Annotated in this window: 23 protein-coding genes; 11 read left to right on the top strand and 12 right to left on the bottom strand. The window is 68.0% G+C overall.

All coding sequences use genetic code 11. The features are described 5' to 3' along the window. Positions 1-27 precede the first annotated feature (27 nt). From DX03_RS02755 to DX03_RS02745, 3 genes are all read right to left on the bottom strand, one after another. Positions 28-717 carry a methionine ABC transporter permease gene (locus tag DX03_RS02755; protein ID WP_038686148.1) on the bottom strand — a complete coding sequence of 230 codons (690 nt, stop codon included), beginning with the start codon at positions 715-717 and terminating at the stop codon, positions 28-30. Further along, positions 714-1,721: a methionine ABC transporter ATP-binding protein gene (locus DX03_RS02750; RefSeq protein ID WP_038686146.1), complete on the bottom strand. Its 1,008-nt coding sequence runs from the start codon at positions 1,719-1,721 to the stop codon at positions 714-716. Before DX03_RS02750 ends, DX03_RS02755 begins: the two co-directional genes overlap by 4 nt. 140 nt (positions 1,722-1,861) lie before the next feature. After that, the gene (locus DX03_RS02745) at positions 1,862-2,758 is read right to left on the bottom strand and encodes a DMT family transporter (protein WP_038686144.1); all 897 of its coding nucleotides are present in this window, start codon (positions 2,756-2,758) and stop codon (positions 1,862-1,864) included. 79 nt (positions 2,759-2,837) lie between these two features. Here DX03_RS02745 and DX03_RS02740 point away from each other — a divergent pair, with 79 nt between their 5' ends. Then, positions 2,838-3,320 (top strand): YajQ family cyclic di-GMP-binding protein, encoded by a 483-nt coding sequence (locus DX03_RS02740; RefSeq protein WP_038686143.1) that lies wholly within the window; start codon positions 2,838-2,840, stop codon positions 3,318-3,320. Between the two features lie 211 nt (positions 3,321-3,531). On the opposite strand, the gene DX03_RS02735 is transcribed toward DX03_RS02740, so the two are convergent. The 3 genes from DX03_RS02735 to DX03_RS02725 all read right to left on the bottom strand — a co-directional run bounded on the left by DX03_RS02735 (position 3,532) and on the right by DX03_RS02725 (position 7,353). Then, a complete protein-coding gene (locus tag DX03_RS02735) occupies positions 3,532-4,632 on the bottom strand; it encodes a helix-turn-helix domain-containing protein (protein WP_051598724.1) in 1,101 nt (366 codons plus the stop codon). Positions 4,633-4,747: 115 nt separating this feature from the next. Further along, positions 4,748-5,872, bottom strand: coding sequence for an NAD(P)-dependent alcohol dehydrogenase (locus DX03_RS02730; protein WP_038686141.1), 1,125 nt, complete (start codon positions 5,870-5,872; stop codon positions 4,748-4,750). Between the two features lie 14 nt (positions 5,873-5,886). After that, a complete protein-coding gene (locus DX03_RS02725; protein ID WP_038686138.1) occupies positions 5,887-7,353 on the bottom strand; it encodes a benzaldehyde dehydrogenase in 1,467 nt (488 codons plus the stop codon). 254 nt (positions 7,354-7,607) lie between these two features. On the opposite strand from DX03_RS02725, the gene DX03_RS02720 reads away from it, so the two are divergent. Together DX03_RS02720 and DX03_RS02715 are read left to right on the top strand one after the other, a co-directional pair. Continuing rightward, positions 7,608-8,201, top strand: coding sequence for a DUF1415 domain-containing protein (locus DX03_RS02720; RefSeq protein ID WP_038686137.1), 594 nt, complete (start codon positions 7,608-7,610; stop codon positions 8,199-8,201). Then, positions 8,192-8,992, top strand: coding sequence for an SDR family oxidoreductase (locus tag DX03_RS02715; protein ID WP_038686135.1), 801 nt, complete (start codon positions 8,192-8,194; stop codon positions 8,990-8,992). The genes DX03_RS02720 and DX03_RS02715 overlap by 10 nt, the downstream gene beginning before the upstream one ends. Positions 8,993-9,376: 384 nt before the next feature. Here the strand turns inward: DX03_RS02715 and DX03_RS02710 are convergent, their stop codons facing one another. Then, positions 9,377-11,410 carry a M3 family metallopeptidase gene (locus DX03_RS02710; protein WP_038686133.1) on the bottom strand — a complete coding sequence of 678 codons (2,034 nt, stop codon included), beginning with the start codon at positions 11,408-11,410 and terminating at the stop codon, positions 9,377-9,379. A gap of 157 nt (positions 11,411-11,567) precedes the next feature. Here DX03_RS02710 and DX03_RS02705 point away from each other — a divergent pair, with 157 nt between their 5' ends. Beyond that, positions 11,568-11,963, top strand: coding sequence for a hypothetical protein (locus DX03_RS02705; protein ID WP_038686132.1), 396 nt, complete (start codon positions 11,568-11,570; stop codon positions 11,961-11,963). A 195-nt stretch (positions 11,964-12,158) separates the two neighbouring features. Here DX03_RS02705 and DX03_RS02700 read toward each other — a convergent pair whose 3' ends face one another. Next, a complete protein-coding gene (locus DX03_RS02700) occupies positions 12,159-13,271 on the bottom strand; it encodes a PLP-dependent cysteine synthase family protein (RefSeq protein WP_038686130.1) in 1,113 nt (370 codons plus the stop codon). Positions 13,272-13,381: 110 nt separating this feature from the next. Here DX03_RS02700 and gloA point away from each other — a divergent pair, with 110 nt between their 5' ends. Both gloA and DX03_RS02690 read left to right on the top strand, forming a co-directional pair. After that, the gene (gloA, locus tag DX03_RS02695; RefSeq protein ID WP_038686128.1) at positions 13,382-13,909 is read left to right on the top strand and encodes a lactoylglutathione lyase; all 528 of its coding nucleotides are present in this window, start codon (positions 13,382-13,384) and stop codon (positions 13,907-13,909) included. A 151-nt stretch (positions 13,910-14,060) separates the two neighbouring features. After that, a complete protein-coding gene (locus DX03_RS02690; RefSeq protein WP_038686126.1) occupies positions 14,061-14,495 on the top strand; it encodes a VOC family protein in 435 nt (144 codons plus the stop codon). A 72-nt stretch (positions 14,496-14,567) separates the two neighbouring features. Here DX03_RS02690 and DX03_RS02685 read toward each other — a convergent pair whose 3' ends face one another. Continuing rightward, positions 14,568-15,029: a DUF2846 domain-containing protein gene (locus DX03_RS02685; protein WP_244880171.1), complete on the bottom strand. Its 462-nt coding sequence runs from the start codon at positions 15,027-15,029 to the stop codon at positions 14,568-14,570. Between the two features lie 286 nt (positions 15,030-15,315). On the opposite strand from DX03_RS02685, the gene DX03_RS02680 reads away from it, so the two are divergent. Then, positions 15,316-16,587, top strand: a complete 1,272-nt coding sequence (locus DX03_RS02680) for a putative DNA modification/repair radical SAM protein (protein ID WP_038686123.1) — start codon at positions 15,316-15,318, stop codon at positions 16,585-16,587. After that, entirely contained in the window at positions 16,584-18,056 is a 1,473-nt protein-coding gene (locus tag DX03_RS02675) for a UdgX family uracil-DNA binding protein (RefSeq protein WP_244880170.1), read from the top strand. The genes DX03_RS02680 and DX03_RS02675 overlap by 4 nt, the downstream gene beginning before the upstream one ends. Positions 18,057-18,198: 142 nt before the next feature. Here the strand turns inward: DX03_RS02675 and DX03_RS02670 are convergent, their stop codons facing one another. From DX03_RS02670 to glmS, 3 genes are all read right to left on the bottom strand, one after another. Beyond that, positions 18,199-18,384, bottom strand: a complete 186-nt coding sequence (locus DX03_RS02670) for a hypothetical protein (protein WP_038686121.1) — start codon at positions 18,382-18,384, stop codon at positions 18,199-18,201. A 158-nt stretch (positions 18,385-18,542) separates the two neighbouring features. Next, a complete protein-coding gene (locus tag DX03_RS02665) occupies positions 18,543-18,974 on the bottom strand; it encodes a CBS domain-containing protein (RefSeq protein WP_038686119.1) in 432 nt (143 codons plus the stop codon). A 431-nt stretch (positions 18,975-19,405) separates the two neighbouring features. Then, positions 19,406-21,247, bottom strand: a complete 1,842-nt coding sequence (gene glmS, locus DX03_RS02660; RefSeq protein WP_038686118.1) for a glutamine--fructose-6-phosphate transaminase (isomerizing) — start codon at positions 21,245-21,247, stop codon at positions 19,406-19,408. A 204-nt stretch (positions 21,248-21,451) separates the two neighbouring features. Between glmS and DX03_RS02655 the strand changes: the two genes are divergently transcribed. Genes DX03_RS02655 through DX03_RS02645 form a run of 3 tightly spaced genes read left to right on the top strand, consistent with a single transcriptional unit; the run spans position 21,452 to position 24,792 of the window. Continuing rightward, the gene (locus DX03_RS02655; protein WP_038686116.1) at positions 21,452-22,720 is read left to right on the top strand and encodes an efflux RND transporter periplasmic adaptor subunit; all 1,269 of its coding nucleotides are present in this window, start codon (positions 21,452-21,454) and stop codon (positions 22,718-22,720) included. A 42-nt stretch (positions 22,721-22,762) separates the two neighbouring features. Next, positions 22,763-23,482 carry an ABC transporter ATP-binding protein gene (locus DX03_RS02650; RefSeq protein WP_038686113.1) on the top strand — a complete coding sequence of 240 codons (720 nt, stop codon included), beginning with the start codon at positions 22,763-22,765 and terminating at the stop codon, positions 23,480-23,482. An 8-nt stretch (positions 23,483-23,490) separates the two neighbouring features. After that, positions 23,491-24,792 (top strand): ABC transporter permease, encoded by a 1,302-nt coding sequence (locus DX03_RS02645; RefSeq protein ID WP_038686112.1) that lies wholly within the window; start codon positions 23,491-23,493, stop codon positions 24,790-24,792. Position 24,793 lies beyond the last annotated feature (1 nt).

Genomic DNA, 24,793 nt, shown 5'->3' with positions numbered 1-24,793 from the left:
TACCGACCAACGGTCGGTACCTACCGGTTACTTCCGGCTGTAGTGGGACACCAGCCAGTCGCCCAGCATCTGCAGGATCTGCACCAGTACCAGCAGCAGCACCACGGTGACCAGGGCCACGTCGGTGTGCGAGCGCTGGTAGCCGTCGCGGAACGCCAGATCGCCCAGGCCGCCGGACCCGATGGCACCGCCCATCGCGGTGAAGCCGATCAGCGCGATCACCGTGACCGTGGCACCGGCGATCAGGCCGGGCCGCGCTTCGGGCAGCAACACCCGGGTGACCAGCTGCCAGGTGGTGGCGCCCATCGACTGGCTCGCTTCGATCACGCCACGGTCCACTTCGCGCAGCGCGGTTTCCACCAGGCGTGCGTAGAACGGCGCCGCGCCGATCACCAGCGGCACGATCGCACCGCGCACGCCCAGCGAGGTGCCCATCATCCACAAGGTGAGCGGAATCAGCACGATCATCAGGATGATGAAAGGCACCGAGCGCAGCAGGTTCACCAGCACCGCCAGTGCGCCGTACAGTACCGGCTTGCGGTGCAGCTGCGGCGAGCCGGTCAGAAACAGCAGCACGCCCAGCGGCAGGCCGATGGCCAGCGTCAGCGGCAGCGAGCCGCCGAGCATCAGCAGGGTATCCAGCGTGGCCTGGCCGATATCGGCCCACTTGCCCGCGTCGAGGTGGCGGAAGAACCCGCCGGCAGTACCCAGCATCATCGACGCAGCTCCTCAAGGTGGACACCGGCGGCCACGAAGCCGGCCTGCGCGGCCTGCACGTCGCCGCCCACCAGCGATACCGTCAGCTGGCCGTAGGGGGTGTCCTTGATCCGGTCGATACGGCCGGACAGGATGTTGTAGTCCACGCCGGTTTCGCGCGCGATGCGGCCCAGCAGCGGTTCGTAGGTGTCCGCGCCGAGGAAGGTCAGGCGCACGATGCGCCCGGCGACCGCCTCGAAGTCCTTGTGCAGCTCGCCCTCGTCCACCTGCTCCGATTCGCTCACGAAGCGGCGCGTGGTCGGGTGCTGCGGGTGCAGGAACACCTCGGTAACCGGGCCGGTTTCCACCAGGTGGCCGGCATCGAGCACGGCCACGCGGTCGCAGACCCGGCGGATCACGTCCATCTCGTGGGTGATCAGCACGATGGTCAGGCCCAGCTCGCGGTTGATCTTGCCCAGCAGCTTCAGCACCGAAGCGGTGGTCTGCGGGTCCAGTGCGCTGGTGGCTTCATCGCACAGCAGGATCTGCGGGCGGGTGGCCAGGGCGCGGGCGATACCGACGCGCTGCTTCTGTCCGCCGGACAACTGCGCCGGGTACTTGGTCGCGTGTGCTTCCAGGCCAACGGTATGCAGCAGTTCGTCCACGCGCGCGTCGATCTCGGCGCGCGGCGTACCGGCCAGCTCCAGCGGGAAGGCGACGTTGGCCGCCACCGTGCGCGATGACAGCAGGTTGAAGTGCTGGAAGATCATGCCGATGCGGCGGCGCAGCGTACGCAGGCCGTCGGCGTCGAGCGCGGTGACGTCTTCGCCGCTGATCAGCAGGCGGCCGCCGGTGGGTTCCTCGAGCCGGTTGATCAGGCGGATCAGGGTCGACTTGCCTGCCCCGGAGTGGCCGATGATGCCGAATACCTCGCCGGCCTCGATGGTCAGGTCCAGCGGCTGCAGCGCGGCGATCGCGCGGCCGCCGACGGCATAGGATTTGTGCAGGCGCTGGAACTCGATCACTTCGCGGTCAACCGGGCATCGACGGGAGGGGGCGTGCAGCCTACCAGCGCGGGGCGGCCCTGGCCCGCGCGGCTGTGCGGAATGATATTCCGTTTGGTTCTAAGCCGGCGTGATCGGGGCCAGGGACGGCCCTGCCCGGCTCAGGGATGGTCCAGCGGCGCGGGTGCCTGGACCTGGCGGACCCGCTCCCGGTGCAGCAGGTACAGGCCGGAGGCGACGATGATCGCCGCCCCCAGCCAGGTGAAGCGGTCCGGCAGCGCGCCCCAGAACAGCAGGTCCCAGCCGATCACCCAGACCAGCCCGGTGTACTCCAGCGGCGCGATCAGCGAGGCCTCGCCCAGCTGGAACGCGCGGGTCAGGGCCACCTGCCCGCCGGCCCCGGCCAAGCCCATGCCGGCGATCAACGCGGCGTGGCCCAGCTGCAACGGCTGCCAGTCGGGGATGGCCAGCAGGCCGGCGCCCACGGCCATGATCACCAGGAACCAGACCACCATCGACTGCGGGGTGTCGGTGCGGGTGAGCATGCTGACCGTGATGGCAGCCACGGCATAGGCGGTGGCGGCCAGCAGCACCATCAGGCCCGGCACCGAGATGAAGCCCCCCACGCCCGGCCGCAACACCACCAGCACCCCGACCAGGCCGATGCCGATGGCGATCCAGCGCCGCGGGCCGACGTGTTCGCCCAGCAGCGGCACCGACAACGCGGCGATCAGCAGCGGGGCCACGAAGTAGATGGTGTACGCGGTGGACAGCGGCAGGCTGCGCAGGGCGTAGACGAAGCAGCCGATCATCGCCATGCCCAGCGCCCCGCGCAGCAGGTGCAGGGCCCAGCGCTTGGGCACCAGCGAGCGCGGGCCGGCGGTGGCCAGCACCCAGACCAGCACGAACGGCAGCGAGGCCGCGCCGCGCAGGAAGGTCACCTGCAGGGTGGGATAGCTGCTGGCAAGCTGCTTCATGCCGGCATCCATCAGCGAGAAGCAGGCCACGGCCATCAACATCCAGGCGACGGCGCGGGAGGGGGATTTCTGGGTGATCATTGCCCATTATCGCCACGATCGGCGGGCCGTCCATGCCGGGGTGGTTAGAATGACGGCATTCACCCGTTGGAGTTTCCCCATGCCTTCCTTTGACGTCGTTTCCGAAGTCAACACCCACGAACTGACCAACGCGGTCGACCAGGCCAACCGCGAGCTGTCGACCCGCTTCGATTTCAAGGGCGTGGAGGCCAAGTTCGTGCTGGAAGACAGCGTGATCAGCCAGTCCGCGCCGAGCGATTTCCAGCTGCAGCAGATGACCGACATCCTGCGTGCGCGCCTGATCGCGCGCGGCATCGACGTGCGCTGCCTGGAGTTCGGCGACGTCGAGACCAACCTGGCCGGTGCGCGCCAGAAAGTGACCGTCAAGCAGGGCATCGAACAGAAGGTCGCAAAGCAGATCGCGGCGAAATTGAAGGAAGGCAAGTTGAAGGTGGACAGCCAGATCAATGGCGACAAGCTGCGCGTCAACGGCAAGAAGCGCGACGACCTGCAGGATGCGATCGCGCTGCTGAAGAAGGAAACCTTCGAGGTCCCGCTGCAGTTCGACAACTTCCGCGATTGATCGCACCCGATCGCCCGCGCGCCCCCGGGCGGTAGTGCCGGCCGCTGGCCGGCAACCCCACAACCCCCCAACGCGCACGGGTACTGCCGGCCGCTGGCCGGCAACCCCACAAGCCCCCAACGCGCACAGGTAGTGCCGGCCGCTGGCCGGCAACCACGCAATCCCCCAACGCGCACAGGTAGTGCCGGCCGCTGGCCGGCACCCCGCAGATTCAGCCGCGCAGGTGCCGGTACAACGTCGTCCGCGAAATCCCCAGCTGCCGTGCCGCCGCCGCAATGTTGCCGTGGTGCGCGGCAACCGCCTCACGCACGCCCTGCGCGTTGAGCGCACGCAACGATGGCGCAGCCGCCTGACCCGCCGCAGCCTCAATCCGCACGCCCGCGCGCGCCGCCACCGGCCCGCGCAGGTACTGCACATACACCGCCGTGTCTTCGCCGATACGCACCCGATGCGCAGGCCCGGCCTGCAGCAATCGCCGTCGCTGGTGCACGCTGGCGCCGGCGAACAGGCCCTCCAGTGCAAGCAGCGGCAACGGCCCGCGCCGTGGCAGGCCGAACAAGCGGCGCGCCACCCGGTTGGCCGCGCACACGCGGCCGTCTTCCTCGACCGCCAGCAACCCCTGCAACGGTGACTGCAGCCAGCGCGCATCGTGCTGCACGGCCAGCAGGTGGCAGGGCCGGTGTTCGATCATCAGCCGGTTTTCGGTGGACAGCGCCGCCTGGCGGAAATACCCGTGCAGCAGTTCGGCATCGCGGTCGCCGGTGCCGGTGATGTCCAGCGCGCCGAGCACTTCGCCATCGAGCCCATGCAGCGGCACGCTCAGGCAGAACACCGCGGCGAACCGGTCCAGGTAGTGTTCGTTGCCGCGCACCAGCGCGGGCGCGTCGTCGGCCAGGCTGCAGGCCGGCGCGGTGGTGCCGATGTCGATCTCGCGCAGTCGCCGGCCCACCTGGATCGGGCGCAACACCGGCACATCGGCCAGGCCATGCTCGCGCTGGGCCACGATCATGCCCCCGGCGTTGACGCAGAACAGCGTCCACTGGCGGCCACCGAAGGCGGCCCAGAGATGGTCGAGGTCATCGCGCACGCAGCGCGCCAGCCGGCGGTCGGCCGGGTCGTCCAGGCGTGGCCCGGATGCGGCCAGCGGGGCGTAATGCGGTTCCTGGCGCGGCTGCACGCCGGCCAGCCGCGAGCGCTCCCACGAGCGCTGCACGGACGGGGCCAGCAACGACTCAGCCAGGGCCCCGCCGTCGGCGAAACGCTGGCGCGCCGCTGCCAATGCCTGTTGCTGCTCCAGCTGCATGCCGCCCATGGGATCCTCCAAACCGGATCTGGAGCGTACACCCGCCAAGCTGACTGACTGCACCGTCGCAGGCCCCACGGCCTGCGACGCAGCGTTTCATCGTGCTGCCGGCCAGCGGCCGGCACTACCCGATGGTCAGGATCGGCTTGAGCGTGATGCCGCGGGTGCTGTCTTCGGCGGCCTGGTTGATCTGGTCCAGCGGGTAGAACTTCACCAGTTTGTCGAATGGGAAACGGCCCTGCTGGTACAGCTGCACCAGCTGCGGAATGAACACCTTCGGCACGCTGTCGCCTTCGACGATGCCGCGGATGCTGCGCCCGCCCAGCAGCAGGTTGTTGACGTCGAACTCGGCCTTGGTGCCCAGCTTCGGCGCGCCCACCACGCCGATCACACCGCGCCCGCCCAACGCTTCGATGCCCTGCGCGAGCACCTCGGGGCGGCCGGTGGATTCCAGTGCGAAGGTGGCCCCGCCACCGGTGATCTCCCGCACGGCGTCGACCACATCAACCTCACGGCTGTTGATGACATGGGTGGCACCCAGCTCCTTGGCCAGTTCCAGGCGCGACGGCACCACATCGATGGCGATGATGGTGGTGGCACCAGCCACGCGCGCGGCCATCACCGCGCTCAGGCCCACCGCGCCCGCGCCGAAGCTGGCAAAGCTGCTGCCGGCAGTGACCTTGAGCGAGTTGATCACCGCACCGGCACCGGTCTGGATGCCGCAGCCCAGCGGACCCAGCAGTTCGATCGGGGCGTCATCGGGCACCTTGATCGCGTTGTTCTCGCGGCTCAGCGCATACGTGGCGAACGAGGACTGCGCGAAGAAATGATCGTGCAGCGGGTTGCCGTCCGGGTCCTGGATGGCGGTGCTGCCGTCCAGCGCGCCGCCGCCGAAATTGAGCCCGAAGAAGTCCTTGCAGTACGCGCCATGCCCGCCGCTGCACGGATTGCAGTGGCCGCAGGCGCCGTAGGTGAGCACCACGTGGTCGCCCACCTTGAGGTCTTTCACGCCCGGGCCGAGCGCTTCGACGATGCCCGCGCCTTCATGCCCGAGCACCGCCGGCAACGGCACCGGGTAGTACTGGTCACGCACGATCAGGTCGGTATGGCACAGGCCGGTGGCGATCACGCGCACCAGCACTTCGTCGTCCTGCGGGGCGCGGATGCGCGCCGGTTCGATGGTGAAGGGTTGTTCCTTCTCGCGCACCACGGCCACGGTGATGTCGCGCAGTTCTGCTGTAGCGGTCATGCTCGTTTCCTTGTTCAGATCGGGTAGGCGGGCGCTTCGCCCTTGACGGTCAGCCACTGCCACTGGGTGAACTCGTCGATGTTGGACGGGCCGCCGATGCTGGTGCCGTTGCCGGACGCGCCCACCCCGCCGAACGGGTTGATCACTTCATCGTTCACGGTCTGGTCGTTGATGTGCAGCAGGCCGGTACGCAGGCGTTCGCCCAGCTTCAGCGCGCGGCCCACGTTGCTGGACACGATCGCCATCGACAGGCCGTACTCGCTGTCGTTGGCCAGTTCCACGGCCTCGTCGTCGGTGTCGAACGGGACCACCACCGCGACCGGCGCGAAGATCTCTTCGTGGAAGGCGGGATTGTCGCGGCCCACGTCACTGAGCACGGTCGGCTCGAAGAACAGGTCCTGGTAGCTGCCGCCGGTGGCCAGCGTGGCACCGGCCGCCTGCGCGTCGGCCACGATCTTCGCGGCATGGTCGCGCTGCTGGGCATTGATCAGCGGGCCGATGGCCACATCGCCGGTGGCCGGGTTGCCGACCTTGAGCGATTTCGCCTTGGCCACCAGCTTCTCCAGGAAGCGCGGATAGAGGCTGCGCTGGACCAGCACGCGGCCGGTGGCCATGCAGATCTGGCCCTGGTGCAGGTACACGCCCCAGGCGGTATTGGCGATGGCCAGGTCGATGTCGGCGTCGTCCAGGATGATCAGCGAGTTCTTGCCGCCCAGCTCCAGCGACACCTTCTTGAGGTGCTTGCCGGCCGCTTCGCCCACCTTGCGCCCGGCACCGGTGGACCCGGTGAACTGGATCATCGCGATGTTCGGGTCGCTGGTCAGCGCGGCACCGGCCGCACCGTCACCGGGCAGCACGTGCAGCAGACCGGCCGGCAAGCCGGCCAGTTCGAACAGCCGCGCGATCACGAAGCCACCGCACACCGCGGTGCGCGGGTCGGGCTTGAGCACCACCGCATTGCCCAGCGCCAGCGCCGGGGCAACCGCGCGCATGGCCAGGTACAGCGGGAAGTTGAACGGGGCGATCACGCCCACTACGCCCAGCGGGCGGCGGCGGGCCAGGTTCAGGCGGCCGGGCTCGGACGGCAGTACTTCGCCGATGCTGCGCGACGGCAGCGCCGCAGCTTCATGCAGCGCCTTGGTGTTTACCTTGGCCTCAAAGCCGGCCTTGAGCCGGGTTGAACCGCTCTCGCGGACCAGCCATTCCACGATCTCATCGTTGTACTGCTCGGCCAGCTGCGCAGCGCGGCGCAGCACCTGGGCGCGGGTTTCGTAGGGGGCGGCGGCCCAGTCGCGCTGGGCGGTGGCGGCGGTGCTGGCGGCGGCGGCGATGCCGGCCGGGTTGGTCATTGCGATCTGGCCCAGGGCGGTGCCGGTGGCCGGTTCGATCACGTCCTGGGCGCTGGCGCCGGACTGCCACTGGCCGTCGAACAGCTTGCCGGACCACAGCGCGGTGGGGAGGAATTCCGAGGTTGCATGCATCTGTTGGCTCCTTTTGACGAAGCACGGCCGCATGGCCGTCTTCTGCACATGGTTCACCCTGGCATTGGATACCTGCCGCGCCGCACTGCCTATTGGCCGTGCGCGGGAAACGCGCAAGCCCCTGCCGGTAAAGGGTTTTCAAGCATGCCCGGTGTCCAGTTAATGGACAGTGGTGTCCATGCCAACGGCGCCACCACGCGTGCGTGCGGCCATGCGCCGTACAATCGCCTGCCCAGCCCGCGATACCGCCCGCCATGAATGATCACGCCTTCACCGACGACAGCGCCCCGGACGGCACCGACTTCATCGCCGAAACCCGCACCTGGCTGGAGCAGATCGTGATCGGACTGAACCTGTGCCCGTTCGCCAAGGCGGTGTATGTAAAGCACCAGGTGCGTTTCGTGCTCAGCGATGCCACCACGCCTGAAGCGCTGGTGGAAGAGCTGGCCGAGGAGTTGCTGCGCCTGCGCGACACCTCACCGGAAGAGACCGACACCACGCTGATCGTGCACCCGTACGTGCTGACCGACTTCCTGGACTACAACGATTTCCTCGACAACGCCGACGCGGCGATCGAGGCGCTGGACCTGCAGGGCATCCTGCAGGTGGCCAGCTTCCACCCGCAGTACCAGTTCGAGGGCGTGGCGCCGGACGACGTGAGCAACTACACCAACCGCTCGCCCTACCCCACCCTGCACCTGCTGCGCGAAGACAGCGTGGAACGTGCGGTGGCGGCATTCCCGGACCCGGACGTGATCGTGGAGCGCAACATCGAGACGCTGGACAAGCTGGGCGTGGAAGGCTGGACCCGCCTGCTAGGGCGCAAGGACAACTCGCGATGCCACTGACGCCGCCGATCACCGACTGGGCCGCGCAGCCGCTGCGCGACCGCGTGGTGATCGTCACCGGCGGTGCGCAGGGCGTGGGCCGCGGCATCGCGCAGGCGGTGCTGGGCGCCGGCGGCAGCGTGGTGATTGCCGACCTGGATGCCGACGCTGGCAAGGCCTGCCTGAAAGAATGGGCGCTGCCCGAGCGGGCGGCCTTCCAGCGCGCGGACGTGGCCAGCGAGCGCAGCGTGCAGGCGCTGGTGAAAGCCGCACTGAAGCGTTTCGGGCGCATCGACGGGCTGGTCAACAATGCCGGCATTGCCGCGGCGCATGGCACCCCGTTGGCGCAGATGCCGCTGGCCGAATGGCAGCGCCGGTTGTCGAGCCTGCACGGGGCGTTCCTGTGCAGCAAGCACGCGCTGCCGGCACTGCGCGAGCACGGCGGGCGCATCCTCAACATCGCCTCCACCCGCGCCGGCCAGTCCGAAGCGGACAGCGAAGCCTATGCGGCGGCCAAGGGCGGGCTGGTGGCCTTTACCCATGCGCTGGCGATCAGCGAAGGCCCGGCCGTGCGGGTGAACTGCATCAGCCCGGGCTGGATCACCACCGACGCCTGGCAGGCTCCGGCGCGGCGGCGCACGCCGAAGCTGTCGCGCCGCGACCACGCCCAGCACCCGGTAGGCCGCGTGGGCCAACCGGAGGACATCGGCGCGCTGGCGGTGTTCCTGCTGTCGGACCTGTCCGGCTTCATCACCGGCCAAGACCATGTGGTGGACGGCGGCATGACCCGGAAGATGATCTACGCCGAATAGCGGGGCGTACCGACCAACGGTCGGTACCTACCGGGGTGGCATGCACGTGTGATTGACGGGTGTGCGCACCGACCAACGGTCGGTGCGCGTCAGCGTCGGACACACGGTCACGATGCCCGGTAGTGCCGGCCGCTGGCCGGCTCTGCGCTATCCCACCGGCGCACGGTGTCATGCATCCCGGGGAGCCGGCCAGCGGCCGGCACTACCGGGATCACACCCTATGCATTTCGAGCGACCGGCACCACCGCCCGGGATCACGCCCTTTGCATTTCGAGCGGCCGGCTCCACCGCCCGGGATCATGCCATGTGCATTTCGAGCGGCCGGCTCCGCCGCCCGGGATCACACCCTATGCATTTCGAGCGGCCGGCACCACCGGACCGGCATCACGCCATGCCGTTATGCCGCAGCAGCGCATCCACGTTCGGTGCACGCCCGCGGAACGCCGCGAAGTTCTCCGCCGCACTGCGGCTGCCACCGCGCGACAGCACTTCGTCGCGGAAGCGCTTGCCGGTTTCCGCCACCTGGTCCGGTGCCTCTTCGAACGCGGCGTAGGCGTCGGCGCTGAGCACTTCGGCCCACTTGTAGCTGTAGTAACCGGCGGCATACCCGCCCGCGAAGATGTGGCTGAACTGATGCGGGAAGCGGTTCCAGGCCGGCGGCCGGTTCACCGCCACCTCGTCGCGCACGCGTTCCAGCAGCTGCAGCACGGTGTCCTGGACCGGGTCGAAGCTGCTGTGCAGCTGCATGTCGAACAGCGCGAATTCCAGCTGGCGCACGGTGAACATGCCGCTCTGGAAGTTGCGCGCGGCCAGCATGCGGTCGAACAACGCGCGCGGCAGCGGTTCACCGCTGTCCACGTGCGCGGTCATCGCCTGCACGCGCGCCCATTCCCAGCAGAAGTTCTCCATGAACTGGCTGGGCAGCTCCACCGCGTCCCATTCCACGCCATTGATGCCGGCCACGCCCAGCTCACCGATGCGGGTAAGCAGCTGGTGCAGGCCATGGCCCATTTCGTGGAACAGGGTGGTCACGTCGCTGTGGCTGAAGGTGGCCGGCGCGCCGTCGGCGCCCTTGCCGAAGTTGCACACCAGGTACACCAGCGGCGTCTGCACGCCCTGGGCGGTGTCACGCCGGTTCCGGCAGTCATCCATCCACGCACCGCCGCGCTTGCCCTCGCGTGCGTACAGGTCCAGGTAGAACTGGCCGACCAGCGCGCCCTGGGCATCCACCAGGCGGAAGAAGCGCACGTCCGGGTGCCACACCGGCGCGCTGTCGGGCTGCACCTGCAGGCCGTACAGGCCTTCAATCACGCCGAACAGACCGGCCAGCACCTTCGGCTCGGTGAAGTACTGCTTCACCTCCTGCTCGGAATAACTGTACCGGGCCTGCTTGAGCTTCTCGCTGGCAAACCCGAGGTCCCACGCTTCCAGCGCGGGCAGGCCGAGTTCGTCGCGGGCGAAGGCATCCAGTTCGGCACGGTCGCGCTGCGCGTGCGGCTTGGCGCGCGCGGCCAGGTCACGCAGGAAGCCGAGCACCTGGTTGGGGTCTTCGGCCATCTTGGTGGCGATGGAATAGGCGGCATAGTTGTCAAAGCCAAGCAGCGCGGCCAGTTCCGCGCGCAGGGCCAGCACGCGGTCGATGTTGGCGCTGTTGTCCAGCGCGGCATCGCCGAATTCCGAGGCACGCAGTGCGTTGGCACGGTACAGCGTTTCGCGCAGCGGGCGATGCGTGGCGTAGGTCAGCACCGGCAGGTAGCACGGCATCTGCAGGGTCAGCTTCCAGCCGGGCAGCCCGTCCTTTTCGGCGGCCGCGCGTGCAGCGGCGATCACGTCTTCGGGCAGGCCATCCAGCTCGGCGCGATCTTCAACGTGCAGCGACCACGCGTCGGTGGCGTCCAGCACGTTCTGCGAGAACTTCGCCGACAGCGCCGACAGCTCTTCCTTGATCGCACTGAAGCGCGCCTTGGCATCGTCGTCCAGCTCGGCACCGCCCAGGCGGAAATCGCGCAGCGCGTTGTCCAGCACCTTGCGCTGGGCCTCATCAAAACCGGCGGCTTCGGGAGCCGCCGCCAGGCGCCGGTACTGCTCGAACAGCGCCAGGTTCTGGCCCAGCGCACTGCCGAAGCGGGTCACCTTGGGCAGGGTGGCGTTGTAGGCCTCGCGCAACGCCGGCGTGTTGACCACGCCCTGCAGGTGGCCCACCTGGCCCCAAGCGCGCCAGAGGCGTTCGGTGGCATCGTCCAGCGGCACCACGAAGCTGGCCCAGGTGACCGGGCTGACGGTTTCGGCGGCCTTCACCGCGGCTTCGGCGTCGGCCAGCAACGCGTCGATGGCCGGGCCGATGTGCTCGGGCTGGATCGCGTCGAAGCGCGGCAGGCCGGAAAAGTCGAGCAGGGGGTTGGTGGGGGTCACAGGCATCTCCAGACAACGGGGCCGCACAGCGGCATTCGCCCACGATATGGCATCGCCCCCACCCCGGCACAAGCCCTGCGCCGGTACGGCACGCCGATGTTCACGCGCGGCTGACGGCGCCGGACCGACGCTGAAGGCCCCACCGTGGCGGTCCGGAGCGATCATGGATGATGTCACCCACACCCTGCCGGCGTTCGCGCTGATCGGCACCGCCAGCCACGCCGAACTGGACTGGATTGCCGCGCTGGGCCACCCCGACGAACAGGCGCGCCACCGCACGGCGCTGCAGCAGGTGGTGGGGGCGCAGCAGGGCCGGCTGCACGAGGACCAGCTCTGGTTTCCCTACGAAGTGATCGAACGCGGCGCCGCGCACTACGCGCCGGGCCACGAACGCGAATTCGTGCTGTGCACGCTGCTGGTCATCCTGGCCGTGCAGGCCGGCCAGCGCCTGGACGTGGACCTGGCCCTGCAGTTCGACGACCTGGCGGCAACGTATGAAACGCTGCCGCCGGTACTGCGCGACACCGTCCTGGACGCCTACCAGCGCGTACAGGCGTAGAGCCGACCGCTGGTCGGCTGACGTCCGGCACGCACAGGGGGTAGAGCCGACCGTTGGTCGGCTGACGTCCCGCGCGCACCGGGGTAGAGCCGACCGTTGGTCGGCTGATTTCCGGCGTCACGGCAAGAGCAGCCGACCAACGGTCGGCTCTACCTGGTGAAGGCCGGAGCAGCCGACCAACGGTCGGCTCTACCTTCAGTACAACCCTTCCAACGACGCACACGGCAGTTCCGGCAGCCCCTGCCCGGCAACCGCCGCGGCAATCAGCGCGTCGGCCTGCTCCACGTCGATGCCCTGGCGCGGGTACCAGTCCGGGTTGTAGTAGCTGTGCGCGTAGCGCTCGCCGCTGTCGCACAGGATGGTCACGATCGAGCCGCTGCGGCCGGCCTTGCGCATCATCTCCGCCGCCTGCAGCACGCCGATGAAGTTGGTGCCGGTGGAGCCGCCCACGCGGCGGCCCAACTGCCGGCTCACATGCCGCATCGCGGCCAGGCTCAGTGCATCGGGCACCTTCACCATGGCATCCACACTGGTCGGAATGAAGCTGGATTCCACCCGCGGTCGGCCGATGCCTTCCACGCGCGAGCCGCCACTGCAGGTCAGCTCGCGCCACGGCTGCCCGGCCAGGGCCGCGCAGTAGCCGTCGTAGAACACCGACACTTCCGGGTCGGCGCACAGGATGCGGGTGTCGTGCCGGCGATAGCTGACGTAACGGCCCAGCGTGGCCGCGGTGCCGCCCGTGCCCGGACTGCACACGATCCACTCCGGCACCGGGTGCGGCTCTTCGGCCATCTGCTTGAAGATGGACTCGGCAATGTTGTTGTTGGCGCGCCAGTCGGTGGCCCGCTCGGCGTAGGTGAACTGGTCCATGAAGTGGCCGCCGGTGTCGCGCGCCAGCTTCTCCGAATCGCAGTTCAGGTCGCAGGCACGCTCGACCAGGTGGCAACGGCCACCATGGAACTCGATCGCAGCGATCTTCTCCGGTGACGTAGTGGCCGGCATCACCGCGATGAACGGCAGGCCCAGCAGCCGCGCGAAGTACGCCTCGGACACCGCCGTGGAGCCGCTGGAGGCCTCGATCACCGGGCGTCCCTCGCGCAGCCAGCCGTTGGCCAGCGCGTACAGGAACAGCGAGCGCGCCAGACGGTGCTTGAGACTGCCGGTGGGGTGGCTGGACTCGTCCTTGAAATACAGGTCGATGCCGGCATGCCCGGGCAGATCCATCGGGATCAGGTGGGTATCGGCCGAACGGTTGAAATCGGCTTCGATCTTGCGGATGGCGGCAGCCACCCATTCACGCTGCGACATGGCCAGGACTGTGCAAGGAGACGCAGCATTCTACGTCGCCTTGCAGTCCCCCCGCTAAAATGGACGCCATGGCCGTGAACCCACGGCCCCCGCTGCCACAGGATTCCCCCATGAGCGTTGCTTCCCTGCAGTCCCAGCCCGGCGTTGCCGCCCAGCCGCCGGCCGAAACCACCGGTTTCGTGTTCAACCACACCATGCTGCGCGTGAAGGACATCGCCGCCTCGCTGGACTTCTATACCCGCGTGCTCGGCTTCCGCCTGATCGACCAGCGCGACTTCGCCGAAGCCCAGTTCAGCCTGTACTTCCTGGCCCTGCTGCCGGCCGGCACCCAGATCCCCGAGGGCGACGACGCGCGCCGGGTGTGGATGGCCGGCATTCCCGGCGTGCTGGAGCTGACCCACAACCACGGCACCGAAACCCAGCCGGGCGCGGTGTACCACGACGGCAACAGCGACCCGCGCGGCTTCGGCCACATCTGCGTGTCGGTGCCGGACATCCAGGCCGCCTGCAAGCGCTTCGATGACCTGCAGGTGCCCTATCAGAAGCGCCTGGAAGACGGCCGCATGAAACACCTGGCCTTCATCAAGGACCCCGACGGCTACTGGGTGGAGATCATCTCCAACACCCCGATCGCCTGAGAGCGCTGCCTCCGGTAGGTGCCGACCGGTAGTCGGCACACCGTCGCAGGGTCGGCACCCCACCACCGGGTCAGCAACGTGCACGCGGCGGACATGCCGCCGCGCTGCACCGGTGGTATACCTGCGCACCTGCCCAAGCCGAGGAGTGCGCATGGAAACCATGGAACTGTACCGGGGTCGCCTGATCGACCATCTGCAACTGGTGGTCAAGGACCTGGCCGCCAGCCGCCGCTTCTACCAGGCGGTGTTCGACAGCATCGGCATCCCCATCGCCGGTGAAGGCGACACCTATTTCTGGGCCGACGAACTGTTTATTTCCACCGCCAGCAGCGAGGCCGCCGCCGGCCAGCTGACCGGCCGCCACCACCTGGCCTTCCAGGCCCGCGACCGCGCCACCGTCGAGGCGTTCCACCAGGCCGCATTGGCCGCCGGTGGCAAGGACAACGGCGCGCCCGGCGAACGCCCGTACCACCCGGGTTACTACGCCGCGTTCGCGATCGATCCGGACGGCAACAACATCGAAGTGGTCTACCACGGTCCGGCCGACTACAGCGCCGATGCGGTGAAGGTGAGCTTCTCGCAGTAGACGGCCGCGCCCGTCGTTCCGTCCCGGGACGGGCACGCCATGCGCGCCCGCCCGGTCAGCATCGTGCGCGGATCAGCGCGAACACGTGCCCTTGCGCGCCATCTTCAACCCGGCCACCTGGCGGCGACCGTCGGCTTCGGGCACTACGTCCAGCTTGGCACCGCCCACGAACACGCCCATCCGGATCGACTGCTGGATGAAGTAGTTGCGGCCCGATTCGGTCTGCACCTTCAGGTCGTTCGGCGAGAACTCCGATTCGGTCGAGAAGGTGTGCTCACGGTCGCCCGGCACCGTGGTGTAGAAGAACACCTTGTCGGCGCTTTCGCCCAGGCATTCGCCATCGATCCAGATGTCCTTCCTCAGCGCCTTGCCGACGAAGCTGTTGCGGAACACATACACCCCGGCGGTGCCCGCTTCGGGCGTCGGGAAGGTCTTTGCGGTCTCGACCATGCCCTTGTCGGCCATCGGCACGCTTGCACAGCCAGACAACATGGCGATGGCCGCGGCCATCCCCAGCAACGAAATCCTGTTCACGTACTGCCCCCTGATGGTTGGATGAGAGGCGACGCGATTCCGGAGGGGACCTACCAGGCCAAACACTGCGCGCAATCACAGATGCCGTGTTGCCGTGCCGTTCCTGGCCCGTCTGCTTCCCTGCCGGCACCTGCGGCACCGGGGCGAAGTCTAGCCGGGAATGTGAAGAACGTGAATGGGCGCGCGGCGCGAGGCGACAGACCGTTCCAGCAGCGGGCCGTGAACGCTTCAGGGTGCGCCGCCGCCAATCTCACTGGATGAGATCGCCCCTGCTTAGGGTGCCCGCATGGACACCCTGCGCAAGCTCGCCATCCTCGCCGATGCCGCCAAGTACGACGCCTCCTGCGCCTCCAGCGGCGCGGGAAAGCGGAACTCGGTCAAATCCGGTGGCATCGGCAGCACCGAGGGCGCGGGGATCTGTCACAGCTATACCCCGGATGGGCGGTGCGTCTCGTTGCTGAAAATCCTGCTGACCAACCTCTGCATCTACGACTGCGCCTACTGCGTGAACCGGGTTTCAAGCAACGTGCAGCGGGCGCGCTTCAGCGTGGACGAGGTGGTCGCGCTGACCATGGATTTCTACAAGCGCAATTACATCGAGGGCCTGTTCCTTTCCAGCGGCATCATCCGCAACGCCGACTACACGATGGAACGCATGGTGGAAGTGGCGCGGGTGCTGCGCCAGGAACATCGGTTCGCCGGATACATCCACCTGAAGACCATTCCCGAGGCGTCGCCGGAACTGCTGGCCGCCGCCGGGCGCTACGCCGATCGGCTGTCGATCAACATCGAACTGCCCACTGAAGACGGGCTGGCCAGTTACGCCCCGGAAAAGTCGATGCCCTCCATCCGTGGCGCGATGGGCGAGCTCAGCTGGCGGATCGAGGAGGCCAAGGAGGCGCGCAAGGCGACCGCTGCCCTGCCGCTGGCCGACCCGGCCCCGCGCACCCGGAAACCGCGAGCGCCGCGCTTCGCACCGGCCGGGCAAAGTACACAGATGATCGTCGGTGCCGACGGCGCGAGCGACCAGCAGATCCTGGGCGCGGCGGACAACCTGTATGGCAATTACCACATGCGCCGGGTTTACTATTCCGCGTTCAGCCCGATCCCCGATGCCAGCAAAGCGCTGCCGCTGCAAGCGCCGCCACTGGCGCGTGAGCACCGGCTGTATCAGGCCGACTGGCTGCTGCGCTTTTACGGCTACGGGGTGGAAGAGATTACCGACACCACCCAGGGCGGCATGCTCGACCTGGACATCGATCCGAAAATGGCCTGGGCGATCCGACACCCCGAGCGTTTTCCGGTGGACGTCAATACGGCGCCGAAGGAATTGCTGTTGCGTATTCCCGGCTTGGGCGTGCGCAACGTCAAGCGCGTATTGATGGCGCGCCGCCATGGCCGCCTGCGGGTGGCCGACGTGGCCCGGCTGCGCGCGCCGATGAGCAAACTATTGCCGTTCGTCCAGCTGGCCGACCACCATCCCCGCAAGCAGCTGGATGATCCTGCCACCCTGCGCGCGCGATTGGCGCCGCCACCGAAGCAGGGTGCGTTGTTTTGACTGGTCCGGCACGTACGGACCTGCAGCGCTGGAGCGCGCGGGTGGACCCGGCGTGGTCGGTGGAGGCATGGCGCGCGGTAGCGCGGGCGGCGTTGCAGCGACAGGTAACACCGCCCCAGCTGGACTGGCTCGATGCCGGCGACCGCTCGCTGCTCGATGCCCCTTCGGTGCTGGATGCGCCGCTACCGGTGGAGCCCACGCCGACGCAGGCCGCGGTACCCCGTGATTTTCTCGAACTGGCCGCCACCTGCCTGTGCCACCGTGAGCCGCAGCGGCTGGCGCTGTTGTACCGCATGCTGTGGCGGATCACCCACGGCGAGCGGCGCCTGCTGACCAACCCGGCCGACCCCGACGTGGTGCGCGCTATGGCCCTGGCGCAGGCAGTACGCCGCGATGCGCACAAAATGAAGGCGTTCGTGCGCTTCCGGGAAGTACCCGGCGAGCAAGAGGCGTTCATTGCCTGGTTCGAGCCAGACCACCACATCGTGGACCGGGTGGCGCCCTTCTTCGCGCGTCGCTTCGCCGGCATGCGGTGGGCGATCCTGACCCCGACGCGCAGCGCGCGATGGGATGGCAGCACGCTGTCATTCGGCCCCGGCGGCAGCCAGGAGCAGGCGCCGCGCGAGGACGCGCGCGAAGAATTGTGGCGCACGTACTACGCCAACATCTTCAACCCGGCCCGGCTCAACACGCGCATGATGCGGCAGGAAATGCCCGCCAGGTACTGGAAACACCTGCCTGAAGCAACGCTGCTGCCGATGCTGGTGCGCGACGCTGGCGATCGCGTACAGGAGATGCATGACCGCGACGTGCAGGCACCGCAGCGCCGCATTCCCGACCGCCGGATTACCGCGCGTGCGCCGGCCACCGCCAACGGCGATGACCTGGATACGCTGCGCACGGCGGCCATGGGGTGCCGCCGCTGTCCACTATGGGAACCGGCCACCCAGACGGTGTTCGGTGAAGGGCCGCAGAACGCCAAGGTGATGCTGGTGGGCGAGCAGCCCGGCGACAGCGAAGACCTGAGCGGGCACCCCTTCGTGGGTCCGGCCGGGCAGCTGTTGAACCGCGCGTTGGCCGAACTGGATATCGACCGCAGCACGCTGTACATGACCAATGCGGTGAAGCACTTCCGGTTTGAGCGGCGCGGTAAACGGCGCATCCACAGCACGCCGCAGATGACCCACGTCACTGCGTGCAAACCGTGGCTGATGGCCGAAATTGAGAACGTGCGCCCGCAGGTGATCGTGTGCCTGGGAGCCACCGCAGCTACTGCCGTGTTCGGTGCGGGCTTCAACCTGATGGAGAAGCGCGGCTGTTGGCACGCGCTGGACGACGGCACCCGCGCGTTCGCCACGGTGCACCCGGCGTGGGTGCTGCGTCAGGGCGAGGGCGAGGCGCGGGAGGCGGCGTATCGGGGGCTGGTGGAGGATCTGCGGCGTTTGCTGGACGACCGGCGCGAGGGGTGATGCAGGGCGGCGTTGCGCGGCGTACGCTGCTTTGGATGCGTCAGGGGTTGCCGGCCAGCGGCCGGCACTACCGATTAGCGGTTGCCGGCCAGCGGCCGGCACTACCGATTAGCGGTTGCCGGCCAGCGGCCGGCATTACCGATCAGCAGCTCAGGATGAGGTGGCCGGCCAGTGCGCCGCAGCCCGCCCACAGGCCGAGCATCAGTAGCAGCCCGGCGAAGGCGGTCACTACGCGCCAGCCCAGCCGCGCGCCCTTGCTGCGCGCGAACACCCACCATGCCAGCAGCGGGCCCGCGATCAGGCCGCCGCCCAGCAGCGCCACCGCCAACCAGCCGATCCACTCGGGCTTGTGGCCGGCCTCAGGGGGACATTGGGTGGTGGCATATGCCGCCGGAATCAGCAGCAGGTTAAGCAGTCCAACAGCGATGCGACGGAGACGCGTGCCGACGCGGGGTCGGCACCTGTCCGCGATGCCATGGGCTGGCGTCAATGCGCCGCCATGTAGATGTCCTGCAGCACCGCCTTCTCCAGCTCCAGTTCGCTGAGCAGGTTCTTGACGATATCGCCCAGGCTCAGGATGCCGACCAGCTTGGCATCTTCAGTCACCATCAGGTGGCGGTGGCGCGAGTAGGTCATCAGCGCCATGGCCTGCTTCAGCGTTGCGTCCGGGGCGATGCCTTCCAGACCTGCCGACGGCAAGCTGGCGATCACCCGGCGACCTGCCTGCGGGCCGTCATCGGCCAGGCTGCGCACGATGTCCTTCTCGGAAATGATCCGCACCGGGGCATCGTCTTTCATCACCACCAGGGCAGCGATCTTGTGCGCGCTCATCTTGTGCGCGGCGGCACCGATGGTGTCCTCGACATCGATGGTGACGATTGCATCTTTCTTGGATTGCAGGAGTTCGCGGACGTTCATTCTTGTTTCCTGTTACAGGTTACTGAAGTCGAGAGGTGCGCCTGGTTGCAGCGAGGGAGGCGGCGCCATGCGTCTGCCCGGTCCTCGGTCACTCGATTCTACGACTGCGGCTTGGCCCAGGAGTTTGCAAATCTGGGACAGTTCGTCGTCGAAACCGCTGACGACCCCGAGAATGGCACCGCGACTAAAACCGTCGCTGAATGCAGCCGCGGCCCACGACTAAAGTTCCACGGCCCTCTGCCGCGTGTGGCGCCACCCCACGGGTGGCTGCGCATGGACCCGGATCAGAAGGCAGCCACGCATGACGTGGCCCCACCGATGAATACGGGCGTAGAGCCACCCATGGGTGGCTGCTCCCCCCCAACCCAACGCGCACGAAAAAGGGGGCCTCGCGGCCCCCTCCTCCCCATCCGCATCGCCTGCGCGCGCGTTTATTCCACCGTCACGCTCTTGGCCAGGTTGCGCGGCTTGTCCACGTCGGTGCCGCGTGCCAGTGCGGTGTGGTACGCCAGCAGCTGCACCGGAATGGTGTGCACCACCGGGCTGAGCACGCCGGCGTGGCGCGGGGTGCGGATCACATGCACGCCCTCGGATTCAACGAAGTTGCTGTCCTGGTCGGCGAACACGAACAGTTCGCCACCGCGCGCACGCACTTCCTGCATGTTGGATTTGACCTTCTCCAGCAGGCTGTCGTTCGGCGCGATCACCACCACCGGCATGTCTTCATCCACCAGCGCCAGCGGGCCGTGCTTGAGCTCACCGGCCGGGTAGGCTTCGGCGTGGATGTAGGTGATTTCCTTGAGCTTGAGCGCGCCTTCCAGCGCGATCGGGTAATGCAGGCCACGGCCCAGGAACAGCGCACTGCTCTTGCGCGCGAAGCGCTCGGCCCAGGCGGCGATCTGCGGCTCCATGTTCAGCGCGTGCTGCACGCTGCCCGGCAGGAAGCGCAGCTGCTCCAGGTACTCGGCTTCCTGCGCGGCATCCACCCGCCCGTGCAGCTTGCCCAGCACCACGGTCAGCTGGAACAACGCGGCCAGCTGCGTGGTGAACGCCTTGGTCGAGGCCACGCCGATCTCGGCGCCGGCGCGGGTGTAGCAGACCAGTTCGCTGGCACGCGGGATCGCGCTTTCGGGCACGTTGCAGATCGACAGCGTGTGCAGGTGGCCCAGCGACTTGGCGTACTTCAGCGCTTCCATCGTGTCCAGCGTTTCGCCGGACTGGGAGATGGTCACGATCAGGTGCTTGGGGTTGGCATACGCGGCGCGGTAGCGGTACTCGCTGGCAATTTCCACGCTGCACGGCAGCCCGGAAATCGACTCGATCCAGTAACGCGCGGTCAGCCCGGAGTAGTAGCTGGTGCCACAGGCCAGGATCTGCACGCCCTCGATGCCCGACAGCACCGCTTCGGCATTCTTGCCGAACAGCTCGGCCGGGAACCCGCCGGCGTCGATCGCCGCTTCGATGGTGTCACCCAGCGCGCGCGGCTGCTCGTGGATTTCCTTCTGCATGAAGTGGCGGTACGGGCCCAGTTCCAGCGAGGCCAGCGACACGTCGGACAGGTGCACGCCGCGGTCGATCGGCTGGTCGTGCTCGTCGAACACCTGCACGCCGTCGCGGCGGATGTCGGCAGTGTCGCCCTCTTCCAGGAAGATCACCCGGCGGGTGGACGACACGATGGCCGAGACGTCCGAGGCCACGAAGTTCTCGCCCTCGCCCAGACCCACCAGCAACGGGCAGCCCATGCGCGCGCAGACGAAGTGGTCCGGCTCGGCGCGGCTCATCACCGCCAGCGCGTAGGCACCGGTCAGCTCCTTGACGGTGTGCTGCAGCGCGGTCAGCAGGCTGTCACCGCCCTTGAGGTGGTGGTGCATGAGGTGCGCGATGACCTCGGTGTCGGTCTGCGACTCGAACACGTAGCCCAGCGCGCGCAGCTTCTCGCGCTGTTCTTCGTGGTTTTCGATGATGCCGTTGTGGACCAGCGCCACGCCGTGGCTGATGTGCGGATGGGCGTTGGCTTCGGTCACGCCGCCGTGGGTGGCCCAGCGGGTGTGGCCGATGCCCAGCAGCGCGTCGAAGCCCTCCGCGGCCGCGGCCTTCTCCATCTCGGCCACGCGGCCGGTCCGGCGCACCCGGCGCACGTCGGCCTGGGCAGCGGAGCGGTCGATGACGGCAATGCCGGAGGAATCGTAGCCGCGATACTCCAGCCGCTTCAGTCCTTCGATGAGTACCGGTACCACGTCGCGATTGGCGATCGCTCCCACAATGCCGCACATAGTTTCTGATCCCTGCCGTTGATGCCTGCATTCTAGCGTGGCGGCCGGGGACGCTTGGCGCCTGTCCGCTTAACGAAAGTGTCCGGGGCACTGTCCGCGGACGCCCGGACACTCCGGTGGCGCATGCAACCCATTGATTTCAATGGCCGAAAAGTTGGCACGCGGTGTGCTTTGTACTGGGCAACCCAACCGCGAACGAGCCCGATGATCCGCGACACTTCCGCACAGGACCAGACCCTCTCCGTTGCCGGCACCCCTGCCCCGTGGAAGCGCTGGCTGTGGCCGGGCCTGGCCGCGCTGGTGGTGCTGCTGGCCATCGGCTTTGCCGCCCGTGCCTGGCTCGGCGCCAGCCGGTCCTTCGATAGTGCCCGGGTGCGCGTGGCCGAAGTCACGCGCGGCGACCTGGTGCGGGACATCGCCGCCGACGGCCGGGTGATCGCGGCCAACAGCCCGATCCTGTACGCCATCTCGGCCGGCACCGTGGACCTGAAGGTGGTCGCCGGCGACGTGGTCAAGAAGGGCCAGGAACTGGCGGTGATCGACAGCCCCGAGCTGCGCAGCAAGCTGGCCCAGGAGCAGTCCACCCTGGCCGGCCTGGAAGCCGAAGCCAGCCGCGCCAATCTCGATGCCACCCTGGCCCGGGCCAAGGCGCGCAAGGAAACCGACCAGGCCAGCATCGAGCGCCAAGCCGCCGAGCGCGACCTGCAGCGCTACCAGCGCGGCTTCGACGGCGGCGCGGTGCCGCAGATCGACCTGGCCAAGGCCAACGACAGCCTGAAAAAGGCCGACATCCAGCTGGCCAACGCACAGACCGACGCGCGCCTGCAGGGCCAGGGCGCCGACCTGGACGCACGCAACAAGCACCTGCTGGCCGAGCGCCAGAAGGCGGTGGTGGCCGAAGTGCAGCGCCAGGTGGACGCGCTCACCCTGCGCGCACCGTTCGACGGCCAGGTGGGCCAGGTGCAGGCCACCCAGCACACCAACGTGATCGCCAATGCGCCGATCCTGGGCGTGGTCGACCTGTCGCGCTTCGAGATCGAAATCAAGGTGCCGGAGAGCTTCGCCCGCGACCTGGCGATCGGCATCCCGGCGCAGCTGACCAGCGGCAACGGCCAGCCCTTCCCCGGTGAAATCAGCGCGGTGTCCCCGGAGGTGGTGGCCGGTGAAGTGAATGCCCGCATCCGCTTCTCGGACAAGCAGCCGCAAGGCCTGCGCCAGAGCCAGCGGATGCAGGCGCGGGTGGTGCTGGATACGCGCCGCAACGTGCTCAAGATCGAGCGCGGTCCCTTCGTCGAACAGGGCAACGGCCAGGCCTACGTGATGAGCGGCAGCACCGCCGTGCGTCGCCCGGTGAAGCTGGGCGTAAGCAGCCTGGGCGAAGTGGAAATCCTCTCTGGCCTGCAGCCCGGCGACCGCGTCGTGGTGTCTGGCAGCGACCTGTTCGGCGATGCCGAACAGGTGTCCATCAACTGATCCCTCTCCATCCTTCTGAACGAACTGCAAAGGAAAACAGTCATGCTCGAGATGCGCTCGGTCGCCAAAGTGTTCCGTACCGAACAGGTGGAAACCCATGCCCTGCGGTCGCTCGACCTGCATGTGCGCGAGGGCGAGTTCGTCGCTGTCACCGGCCCGTCCGGGTCGGGCAAGACGACCTTCCTCAACATCGCCGGCCTGCTGGAAACCTTCACCAGCGGCACCTACCTGCTTGATGGGCAGGACGTGAGCAAGCTCGGCGATGACGCGCGCAGCCGCCTGCGCAACCAGAAAATCGGCTTCATCTTCCAGGGCTTCAACCTGATCTCCGACCTCAACCTGTTCGACAACGTCGACGTGCCACTGCGCTACCGCGGCATGCCGGCCGCCGAGCGCAAGCAGCGCATCGAAAAGGCGCTGGGCCAGGTTGGCCTGGGCTCGCGCATGAAGCATTACCCGGCCGAACTGTCCGGCGGGCAGCAGCAGCGTGCCGCGATCGCGCGCGCCCTGGCTGGCAGCCCGCGCCTGTTGCTGGCCGATGAACCGACCGGCAACCTGGACAGCCAGATGGCCCGCGGCGTCATGGAGCTGCTGGAGGAAATCAACGCCGCCGGCACCACCATCGTCATGGTGACCCATGATCCGGAACTGGCCGCGCGCGCGCAGCGCAACGTGCACATCGTCGACGGCCAGGCCACCGACCTGGTGCGCGAACCGGTGCTGGCCACCCCGCGCCCCGCCATCGTCACCGTCAACGACTGAGGCCTGCCATGTTCGCCTACTACTTCCGACTGGCCCTGCGCAGCTTCCGGCGCAACAAGGTGCTGACCGCGCTGATGGTGATCGCCATCGCGCTGGGCATCGGTGCGTCGATGACCACCCTCACCGTGTTCCATGTGCTGTCTGGCGACCCGATCCCGCAGAAGAGCGATCGCCTGTTCGCCGTGCAGGTCGATCCGCGGCCGATGCTGGGCTACCAGGCCGGCGAAGAGCCGGAAGACCAGATGACCCGCTTCGATGGTGAAGCCCTGCTGCGCGAAAAGCACGCAAAGCACCAGGCGGTAATGACCGGTGGCGGCGTGACTGTCGAATCGGACAAGGCCTCGTTGCGGCCCTTCGATACGGACGCACGCTACACCTCCACCGACTTCTTCCCGATGTTCGACACCCCGTTCCTGTACGGCCGCGCCTGGCCGACCAGCGATGACGAAGGGCGCGCGCGGGTCGCGGTGATTTCGCGCACGCTCAACCAGAAGCTGTTCGACGGTGCCGACAGCATCGGCAAGCCGCTGCGCATGGACGGCCACGTGTTCACCGTGGTCGGCGTGCTCGACGAGTGGGCCCCGAACCCGCACTTCTACGACCTGGAAACCGGCCGCTATGGCGGCAGCGAAGACGTGTACCTGCCGTTCGCCACGGCCATGGACCTCAAGCTGGGCCGCAACGGCAACATGAACTGCTGGGGCAACAGCAACGGCGACTCGGAAGCCATCAACGCGCCCTGCACCTGGCTGCAGTACTGGGTGGAACTGCCCTCGGCCGCCGATGCAGCCAGCTACCGCGCTTACCTGGACAACTACTCGGCCCAGCAGAAGGCGGCCGGTCGTTTCGAGCGCCCGGCCAACGTGCGGCTGCGCAACGTGATGGAGTGGCTGGACTACAAGCAGGTGGTGCCCAGCGATGTGCGCCTGCAGCTGTGGCTGGCGATGGGCTTCCTGCTGGTCTGCCTGATCAACACCGTGGGCCTGCTGCTGGCCAAGTTCCTTCGCCGCAGCGGCGAGATCGGCGTGCGCCGTGCACTGGGCGCCAGCCGCGGACAGATCTTCCTGCAGTCGTTGGTTGAAGCCGGCACCGTCGGCCTGGCCGGTGGTGTGCTGGGGCTCGGCCTGGCCCTGGTCGGCCTGTATGCGGTCCGCCAGCAGCCGGTGGAGTACGCCAAGCTGGCCACGCTGGACGGGCAGATGCTGTTGCTCACCTTCGGCCTGACCCTGGTGGCCAGCCTGCTGGCCGGATTCCTGCCCGCGCTGCGCGCGATGCAGGTTGCGCCCGCCATCCAACTCAAATCGCAGTAAG

Source organism: Stenotrophomonas rhizophila, assembly GCF_000661955.1.
GTDB classification, from domain to species: domain Bacteria; phylum Pseudomonadota; class Gammaproteobacteria; order Xanthomonadales; family Xanthomonadaceae; genus Stenotrophomonas; species Stenotrophomonas rhizophila.
Note: the sequence above shows the minus strand (reverse complement) of the source record. Positions and strands in the feature narration are given on the sequence as shown.

Coding starts and splice junctions, on each gene's coding strand:
- DX03_RS02665 (WP_038686119.1), bottom strand. CDS start 18,974: ATGAACGTCCGCGAACTCCTGCAATCCAAGAAAGATGCAATCGTCACC.
- DX03_RS02725 (WP_038686138.1), bottom strand. CDS start 7,353: ATGCATGCAACCTCGGAATTCCTCCCCACCGCGCTGTGGTCCGGCAAG.
- gloA (WP_038686128.1), top strand. CDS start 13,382: ATGAGCGTTGCTTCCCTGCAGTCCCAGCCCGGCGTTGCCGCCCAGCCG.
- DX03_RS02730 (WP_038686141.1), bottom strand. CDS start 5,872: ATGACCGCTACAGCAGAACTGCGCGACATCACCGTGGCCGTGGTGCGC.
- DX03_RS02735 (WP_051598724.1), bottom strand. CDS start 4,632: ATGGGCGGCATGCAGCTGGAGCAGCAACAGGCATTGGCAGCGGCGCGC.
- DX03_RS02710 (WP_038686133.1), bottom strand. CDS start 11,410: ATGCCTGTGACCCCCACCAACCCCCTGCTCGACTTTTCCGGCCTGCCG.
- DX03_RS02745 (WP_038686144.1), bottom strand. CDS start 2,758: ATGATCACCCAGAAATCCCCCTCCCGCGCCGTCGCCTGGATGTTGATG.
- DX03_RS02755 (WP_038686148.1), bottom strand. CDS start 717: ATGATGCTGGGTACTGCCGGCGGGTTCTTCCGCCACCTCGACGCGGGC.
- DX03_RS02705 (WP_038686132.1), top strand. CDS start 11,568: ATGGATGATGTCACCCACACCCTGCCGGCGTTCGCGCTGATCGGCACC.
- DX03_RS02715 (WP_038686135.1), top strand. CDS start 8,192: ATGCCACTGACGCCGCCGATCACCGACTGGGCCGCGCAGCCGCTGCGC.
- DX03_RS02690 (WP_038686126.1), top strand. CDS start 14,061: ATGGAAACCATGGAACTGTACCGGGGTCGCCTGATCGACCATCTGCAA.
- DX03_RS02720 (WP_038686137.1), top strand. CDS start 7,608: ATGAATGATCACGCCTTCACCGACGACAGCGCCCCGGACGGCACCGAC.
- DX03_RS02650 (WP_038686113.1), top strand. CDS start 22,763: ATGCTCGAGATGCGCTCGGTCGCCAAAGTGTTCCGTACCGAACAGGTG.
- DX03_RS02655 (WP_038686116.1), top strand. CDS start 21,452: ATGATCCGCGACACTTCCGCACAGGACCAGACCCTCTCCGTTGCCGGC.
- DX03_RS02700 (WP_038686130.1), bottom strand. CDS start 13,271: ATGTCGCAGCGTGAATGGGTGGCTGCCGCCATCCGCAAGATCGAAGCC.
- glmS (WP_038686118.1), bottom strand. CDS start 21,247: ATGTGCGGCATTGTGGGAGCGATCGCCAATCGCGACGTGGTACCGGTA.
- DX03_RS02740 (WP_038686143.1), top strand. CDS start 2,838: ATGCCTTCCTTTGACGTCGTTTCCGAAGTCAACACCCACGAACTGACC.
- DX03_RS02645 (WP_038686112.1), top strand. CDS start 23,491: ATGTTCGCCTACTACTTCCGACTGGCCCTGCGCAGCTTCCGGCGCAAC.
- DX03_RS02680 (WP_038686123.1), top strand. CDS start 15,316: ATGGACACCCTGCGCAAGCTCGCCATCCTCGCCGATGCCGCCAAGTAC.